6 protein-coding genes are annotated in these 7,069 nt (G+C 48.8%); 4 read left to right on the top strand and 2 right to left on the bottom strand.

Annotation, left to right across the window (positions count from 1 at the left end):
- Positions 1-988 precede the first annotated feature (988 nt).
- Positions 989-1,633 (top strand): DUF6266 family protein, encoded by a 645-nt coding sequence (locus tag LAT75_RS14725; RefSeq protein ID WP_291483442.1) that lies wholly within the window; start codon positions 989-991, stop codon positions 1,631-1,633.
- Between the two features lie 786 nt (positions 1,634-2,419).
- Here LAT75_RS14725 and LAT75_RS14720 read toward each other — a convergent pair.
- Entirely contained in the window at positions 2,420-2,998 is a 579-nt protein-coding gene (locus tag LAT75_RS14720) for an NAD(P)H-dependent oxidoreductase (RefSeq protein ID WP_291483441.1), read from the bottom strand.
- Between the two features lie 186 nt (positions 2,999-3,184).
- The gene (locus LAT75_RS14715; protein ID WP_291483440.1) at positions 3,185-3,667 is read right to left on the bottom strand and encodes a DUF4199 domain-containing protein; all 483 of its coding nucleotides are present in this window, start codon (positions 3,665-3,667) and stop codon (positions 3,185-3,187) included.
- 418 nt (positions 3,668-4,085) lie between these two features.
- Between LAT75_RS14715 and LAT75_RS14710 the strand changes: the two genes are divergently transcribed.
- The 3 genes from LAT75_RS14710 (at position 4,086) to LAT75_RS14700 (ending at position 6,807) form a co-directional block, all read left to right on the top strand.
- The gene (locus LAT75_RS14710) at positions 4,086-5,264 is read left to right on the top strand and encodes a hypothetical protein (RefSeq protein ID WP_291483439.1); all 1,179 of its coding nucleotides are present in this window, start codon (positions 4,086-4,088) and stop codon (positions 5,262-5,264) included.
- Between the two features lie 64 nt (positions 5,265-5,328).
- A complete protein-coding gene (locus LAT75_RS14705) occupies positions 5,329-6,015 on the top strand; it encodes a hypothetical protein (protein ID WP_291483438.1) in 687 nt (228 codons plus the stop codon).
- A gap of 453 nt (positions 6,016-6,468) precedes the next feature.
- On the top strand, positions 6,469-6,807 hold the full coding sequence (locus LAT75_RS14700) for a helix-turn-helix domain-containing protein (RefSeq protein WP_291483437.1): 339 nt from the start codon (positions 6,469-6,471) through the stop codon (positions 6,805-6,807).
- Positions 6,808-7,069: the final 262 nt, after the last annotated feature.

Below are 7,069 nucleotides of genomic sequence, written 5' to 3'. Positions count from 1 at the left end.
ATAACTCCTTATTGAACAACCTTTAAAACCCTTCCCCAGTCACATAAGTAACTAAAAAATCAACTTATACAACTTCCGAATGTTCATTAAGTGCCCAAAAGGGGTAGTTAATGGTGCAAAAGTATGAAGTCGTATATGTAATTACTTATGCAACTTCAACTGTGATATTAAAGTAAGTGAAAGTGCTTAACAATCAAAATTTAAAAGTTCATTTTTTTCTTGCTTCGGCAATTATCTGTACCCCGCTCGCCACTTTTTATACAAATGGACGGACCGTTACGGCTGACTTTTGGGGTTGGTAATGCTCCGCAAATAGTTTGTGCTGCTTTTTTATTGTGAATTCTTATTCAAAATCAGGGTAGGGACAGAAGCGTGAGAGGCGGTTGTTGCGGGTGTCAGCCATGTACACGATGCGGCGGATGCAGGCTTTACCCGAGGGGCTGTCGAATGCCCGGGCGACTTTGCCGGAACCGCCTCATGAGATTCTGACCGCGCATGTACCGGAAGAGCAAGGCAGGTGGAGCCGAAGGATATGATATTTAGAGCATATTTGCCGGTACTTCGGGCCCCTCTGGCTTTGCCGCGCTTTGTGCGGGGTGATGAGCATTTGGGGTCAGGTCATAAGCATGACGGCGTACTGTGTGCTTCAAAGTCCGCACTCCAACCATGTCACAGGTTTGTGGGGATGGTGCTTTCGTGGTCTTCATCAAATAAATAAGCATACTTCAGCTGACCGGGGTGCTGTTTGACCTTTGTTTTGTTTAAATACTAAGCAAACACAAGTCAAACGCATATTAAAGTCGTATCAAAGACGTATATGACCTGTCTTTGTTATGATTTTATACTGTTTATGATTAATATTTGACTATGCTTTAGTACAAGCTTATCACATCAATCTGCCGGTTTGTGGTATGGTGTGCCGGGCTTGTGCTGTTTTTGAGGCTCCTTCCCTTTTACAAACCCCTTAAACCTGCTAAACGCACGCATTATGGCACGAATTAAAAAAGGCATTTTTGATCCGCCGCAGGGCTCGGTTGGGAATCTGGTTTTCAGCAGCCGCAATGGCGTACCCTATGTGCGAACCAAACCGGAGACCTACCGGGATGCCAAAACCCCGGCGCAGCAGGCTGCGCGGGCGCGGCTGAGTCTTGTTTCTTCGCTGCTGCGTCAGCTCAAACCCATGCTCCGCTCCGGCTTCCCCGAAACACCTCCGGGGAAGTCCTCCCGTGACCTTGCACACCGCCTCAATGCCGCTCGCGCGCTGCACGGCAGCTGGCCCGATCTTGCTATTGATTACCCGAATGTACTCGTCTCTCACGGCTCGCTTGCGCCGGGCAGCCTGCGCTCCTCAAAGCTGCTTCCCGATGGCAGCCTGGAAATAAGCTGGACTCCTTCAGATACCGCGGTCAGGATGCAGCACGGCTCCGACCGGGTGATGGTCACCCTTCTGGACCCGGAGCAAAATCAGCTTTGCTTTTATGCGGGGGCCGGAATGCGGCAGGATCAGGCCACCACAATCAGGGTACCGGAAACCCTTTCGGGCGACTTCCATGCATGGCTCAGCTTTGCAAGCAGCTGCGGGCGCTTTGCCTCGGAAAGCTGCTATGCGGGGAGGTTTTCAGTATGTCAGTAGGTCAGTATGTCAGTATGTCAGTATGTCATTGCTTTGGGTTTTGTGATTAGGGCTTTTGCTTTTGCTTGGGCTGATGGATAATAAGTACTTGAAATATCATCCCATACAAATCCGCGCGCATCCGACCCGATCCGGTAAATCCGCGTGCCATCATCGTGGCAGACCTCACCCCACCCCCTCTCCTGAAAATACCACGAGGCCTTACGGACGTGCTCTTCAGGAGAGGGGCTTTTGGTTTCGGGGTGGATTTGGGGTTTCGTAGCCTTAGCTGCGGCTTTTTTGCTTCGCTGCAAAGACCTGACAGGTTTTCAAAACCTGTCAGGTCTTTGCACATAAGCCATATCCCACACCCCTCCACCGTCATCCCGGAAACGCCCGCTTGTTGCTTTTAAACTGCCACTGAATTTTGGGGCGTTATCCGGGACCTACCAGCTTCCGTTTGCCGCTATTTGAGATGCAGGGCACCCAAAGTGCGGTTGGGTTTTGTGCTTTAAGCTGGGCTTAGAGGCAAGAAGCGTTTGGAACACCATCCAATACAAATCCGCGCAAATCCGACATAATCCGCAAAATCCGCGTGCCATCATCGCAGGCAGGGGCCTTGGCTGCGGGATTCGAATCCTGGCAGGCGGCTCAATTTTCCTGCGGTCTGCCGTCTGCGGTCACCGATCCGAAAATCCGCGCAAATCCGACATAATCCGCTCAATCCGCGTGCCATTATCGCGGAATGGCCGGGGCTCGTCGGGGTGGTGGCTTCGGCTTCGGGTTATGTGAGGGAGGGGCTGTTGTTTATTTGTTATGTTCTCCAAGTTTTTCCACTTTGTTAATCCATTTTTGCCTGTATGCGTCTTTTGAAAGTCGGATGGGTCCAATTGTGGTTACCCTCACCGGGTTTATGCCGCAAAATTGCAAGGTCAGTTTTTTCATTGCATTGTGGCTTGGCTGCCGATACACAAGCCAATAGTACCAGGCGGGCTGATCAAGGGTGGAAATGATTCTTGCAGATTTGTTTTTCAGTAACTTGTCCCACCAAACGGAGTTTTCCCGTTTCTGAAAGGCAAATCCCGGTAAAAATACCCTGTCGAAAAAGCCTTTCATCATTGCGGGAATGGAACCCCACCAAACGGGATATATCAGAACTAAATGGTCAGCCCATTTTATTTTATCCTGTGCATGTAATAAATCCGGTTCGAGTTCAACACGTTTTCTGTACCCAAACGCTAAATTAGGATTAAAGGCTAAGTCCCTGATGATGATTTCTTTAACTTCCGAGCCGGATTTCAATGCCCCCCTTTTGTAAGCATCTGACAGCCCAAAGTTGAAACTTTCTTTGTCAGGATGTCCGTTGATGATTAAGATTTTTTTCAATTTTATTTATTTATGTTTTTGTGTCATTTTCTATAATGATTGCTACTTCATTTATACAGACAATCAGCTTACACTTATCTGCCAATACAGCATGATGTATTCAGCTTCCTTTCATGCTGAATCTACCACTAAAGGAATACGCTTACACCTATGAAGGCGTGTTTAGCTGCTGTTGATTTCGCTGGTTTAAGGTGAATTTTTTTTTGTGAAGGAGGCCACAACCGCCGTTGTGATAAGCCCCATAAACGGGGTGCCGATCAGGACCTGAATCAGATAGTTCTGAAGATTAAAAAAATCCTCAGCCTCCTGTTGTGTCATTTTCTCTTCCTGCACGGCATACGCTATCATATTGGCAAAATAGTCCGGAGAAATTGCGATCGAAATGAGGATCTGAATAAGCGGACTAAAAAGGGTTACGATAGCCGTAATGACAAAACCGGCCATGAATCCCTGTTTGTAGCTCATGGTTCCGCCGTAATCGGTTTTCCGCTTATCAAGCAGGGCCAGCACATAGATGGCTACCGCGGGAATGGCGATGAGGTTCGTAAACAGGGCGTGCTTGTCGATGTTGGTACTGTGAAGGCCCGTCAGGCGCTCCAGAACCATCCATGTGAGCATCATTCCGACAAAAACTAATGCCCATTTTATTTCCGTTTTGAATTTTTTCATGGAATTGAATCCCCCTTTTTTTAAATGTCATGCAATCCCGGTGTCCAGTTGTTGTGATGCTGCCCTTTCCCGGGGTTTTATCATTAGGATGAAACCATCCCGCCTGCGGTCCCGGTACTGCCTGCAGCCGGTCAGCCTTGTATCAATATAGGCAACAAAGACTTACCGTTCATCAGCTTTTGAAAAAGCGATATGCGCTGCGTGTGTTTCAGCGGTGCGATTGTACAACCGAGCAAGCCCCACTGCGGCCATCCGTTAAGATTGTGCCCCCGATCAATTGGCATTTGGCTTAATCCCTTGGCGTGTTGTTCAAATTTATGCCGCGGAAAAGCCGGTAAATGGTTAAACTTCCGATTCCGACATCTTTTAATTCCCCCTTAACAGGTTCTCATCACATCACACCATTACAGATCCGTCCATGCCTGAAACGATTCACTTACTGCTCGATACGGCCGACCCGGAAGCCGATGACCTCCGGCGCGGGCTTGATGACCTGCTGCAGAACAACGGAAGCCTGGTTTTTCGGTTCCACAATGTCAGTACGGAGGGGCTGTCCGTTGAATGGCAGGAGATGATCCTCGCTGAGAAACGAAAGCTAACACCTGAACAGCTTGACCTCATCGAGCCCGAAGAGTTGCACGATGCATCCTTTAATTTATCAATGAATTCGCTCCCGCCACCGAAATCTGTTTTGAGCTGGGACAATTTATTCCGTTTCATTGAGCAAACCCACGCAATGCTGGATATTCCTGGTGAAGAGCTGGTAATCCTGCTCACCCCCTGCGCCAATGAAAACAACTGGTTCAGCAGTTTCCGGTCGAATGCTGCATCGGAAGGCTTCGTGCAAACTACCGACTGGGAATTCTTCGTGCGTGCTCCGCGCTGGTTTCCGGTCGCCCATCAGATCTGGACGCTCATCCTGCAGCTCAAAGGCTTCGGAAGCCTCCGAAATACCCTCCGCTATGCACACAAAAGCGCCGTTGGCTGCCTGAATGATTTTTGCGAGCAAAAATCCGACATCCACATCAAGCTGCGCACGGCGGATATTTGTGATGCTTGTCTTGAGGTGATGCTTCGGCGTGATCTCACGCAGGAACTGCTCGCTGCTGCCACTCCGGCCCTTGAAAAAATCAGGCTTCAGTCAAAATTCCTGCAGCAAAGGTTCGCTGAGGCCGAAGCCTCCCCCCTCTTTATAGATGAAAAAGGGGTGCTGCATTTTGAGAATTATCAGCAGTTAAGCTGCCGGCTCGCGCCTGTTGAAAAAGCGCTGTATCTGTTTTTTCTGCTGCACCCGGAGGGCACCCGCCTGAATGAGCTGTCTGATTACAAGCAGGAAATCCTGGATCTCTATCTTTGCATCCGCAATCAGGACATCAGCACGGCATCGGAAGTTGTCAGAAATCTGGTGAATCCGCTGAATAACTCCATCAACGAAAAGATTTCGCGTATCAACGCAAAACTCGAACAGCTGCTGTGCCTGCCGGGCCGTTACGAGCACTACCAAATCACCCATACCAGCGGCACCTACGCCATCCCCCTTTTTCCGGAGAAAATCAGGCTGCATGCACGCTGGGATTTGACAAGCTTGTCAAAATAGAAATCCGCCCGGCGGCGGGGTACTTTTGGGAAGTCAATCACCCTAAACCCAAAAGAACACTGCCATGACACAGCAACCCAAAAACAACACCACCTACTTTCACCTGATCGTTGATAAGTCCGGCTCGATGAGTGGCTCGGTGCCCGTCACCCTTTCAACCATCAACGAACAGCTCGAAACCATCCGCCGGCTTTCTGAAACTACACCCAATCAGAAAATCTTTACCGGCATCAGCCTTTTCGACACGGTTACGGAGCAGCTCTGCCTCAATACCCCGACCAAAGACCTCAAACCGGTTACCGAAAACGAGTACGTAATCGGCGGCATGACGGCCCTGCTCGATGCAATCGGCAGAACCGTGATTACGCTGGAAGAGATGGTGCAGCAGCAGGTCGCAAACGGGGAAGCCTCCGTAGTCGTAGTAGTCATCACCGACGGTTATGAAAATGCCTCCCGACTGTTCCGCTTTGATCAGATCAAAAGCATGATCCAACGCCTTGAAGCCACCGGACTGTGGACCTTCACCTACTTCGGGGCAGACCTGAACGACATTTCAGATGCGCAGCGCATGGGCTTCGCAAATGCCTCCTCAAAATCCATCCGCAAAGAAGAACTGCCGCGATACTCAAAAATGATGTCAGACGCGATAGATTCCTATGTAACTGATAAGGAAATCAACTACAATGTCCGCAAGCAGTTTCTGGACGAGGATGGTGATAATGATACAAATACTCCGAGAGATAAAAAGTGAGAATAAGTTGATGTAAAGATTCCTGACCGGAAAGATAAATCACCATACAATAAACCAAAAGCCCTCCGGAGTGTATGTTCCGGAGGGCTTTTGGGGATAGTTGATTTCTTTGGTTAGGTTTTGGTAGGTGGGGGATACGATTTGGGGTGGTGTCAACTTACACCGGACAGCCAGAGCTGAAAGCCAGGAAATGAAACGCGTATTAGGTAGCAGCACCATTTAGTTGTTTACACTATATGTCAAATATGACATATTTGGGAATGGCACTCACTAACCAATACATCGTTTGGCTACACGGTGAAATAAAGACTCCACCGTTTGGCACCGAATCTCGGCTCAAAGCTGGTTTTTTGATGCGCGGACTACAACAAGGTGAGTATTTGGAGATGCCGGATTTCAGACCAATGTTAACAGAGATTAGCACGCTACAAAAACACAACAGGAGAATGAATTATGGATAAGCAAAAACGTCAGAACTTAGAGAAAGCTGGATTTCGCGTTGGTTCAACCACAGACTTTTTAGAGTTGTCTCCTGAAGAAGAAGCGTATTTGGAGATTCGCCTAGAGATTAGTGAACTTATTCGTTTACAGCGCAAAAAACGTGGCTGGACACAAGTGCAACTCGCCCGCGCTTTGGGATCGAGCCAATCGCGGGTAGCAAAAATGGAGATTGGCGATCCGGGTACATCTCTGGATTTGATGCTGAAAGAATTGTTGCACCTTGGTCTATCTAAGCAGGAATTAGGAGAATTACTAACAGGTAAACTTCGACTTGCACCCCAACCTGTATAGTTATTAGACTAAAGGGATGTTAACTGTCTTGCATTACTGCTGCGTGGCGACCATGCCTGAATTTAAGCAACCAGCGCTCACCCGTCAGCACGAAACACTTGTTATAGGGTGGACTGGGAACGTGTTTCGACATAACGTGGATATTCCGGTCCATACTGACCCCCTCTGGCGGTAGCTTTTAGCCGCGAGTTTCAGCCTGCCATTCCGGCGGATGCTGACCCCTGTGTGTGATTTATGTGCGCCATGAATGCGTGCCCCTTTT

Origin of the sequence: Cyclonatronum sp. (assembly GCF_022565315.1) — a bacterium.
In the GTDB taxonomy this organism is placed as follows: Bacteria; Bacteroidota; Rhodothermia; order Balneolales; family Cyclonatronaceae; genus Cyclonatronum.
The sequence above is the reverse complement of the archived record's forward strand: the minus strand, read 5'-3'. Positions and strand labels throughout refer to the sequence as shown.

Bases quoted from the DNA above. Each gene is read 5' to 3' on its own strand.
- LAT75_RS14700 (WP_291483437.1), top strand. From the start codon at position 6,469: ATGGATAAGCAAAAACGTCAGAACTTAGAGAAAGCTGGATTTCGCGTT.
- LAT75_RS14725 (WP_291483442.1), top strand. From the start codon at position 989: ATGGCACGAATTAAAAAAGGCATTTTTGATCCGCCGCAGGGCTCGGTT.
- LAT75_RS14710 (WP_291483439.1), top strand. From the start codon at position 4,086: ATGCCTGAAACGATTCACTTACTGCTCGATACGGCCGACCCGGAAGCC.
- LAT75_RS14715 (WP_291483440.1), bottom strand. From the start codon at position 3,667: ATGAAAAAATTCAAAACGGAAATAAAATGGGCATTAGTTTTTGTCGGA.
- LAT75_RS14705 (WP_291483438.1), top strand. From the start codon at position 5,329: ATGACACAGCAACCCAAAAACAACACCACCTACTTTCACCTGATCGTT.